The sequence below is a fragment of the Polaromonas sp. P1_G1 genome, from assembly GCF_056405595.1.
In genome coordinates this window covers 1-453 of the sequence record NZ_JBFUBU010000187.1, presented here as the reverse complement: position 1 = coordinate 453, position 453 = coordinate 1, and the positions used below count along the sequence as shown (strand labels likewise).

General features: G+C 57.7%; 1 pseudogene. It reads right to left on the bottom strand.

Annotation, left to right across the window (positions count from 1 at the left end):
* Window positions 1–453 (bottom strand): annotated as a pseudogene (gene sucC / locus AC1D1Y_RS26405) (succinate--CoA ligase subunit beta); the annotation flags it as partial.

Below are 453 nucleotides of genomic sequence, written 5' to 3'. Positions count from 1 at the left end.
GCCTTGCAGGCAGTGATCACGCCGGTGGCGATGGTGTYGCACTTCATGATGCCGCCGAAGATGTTGACCATGATGGCCTCGACCTTGGGGTTCTTCAACATGATCTTGAAGGCTTCGGTCACCTTCTCGGGGGTGGCACCGCCGCCCACGTCCAAAAAGTTTGCAGGCTCAGCGCCGTACAGCTTGATGGTGTCCATGGTAGCCATGGCCAGGCCAGCGCCGTTCACCAGGCAGCCAATGTTGCCATCCAAGCTGATGTAAGCCAGGTCGAACTTGGAAGCTTCCACTTCGGCCGCGTCTTCTTCGTCCAGATCGCGGTAAGCCACGATTTCGGGGTGGCGGAACAGCGCGTTAGGGTCAAAGTTGAACTTGGCGTCCAGAGCCATCAAATTGCCCTTGGAGTCGCAGTTCAGCGGGTTGATTTCCACCAAGGACGCATCGGTGTCCATGTAG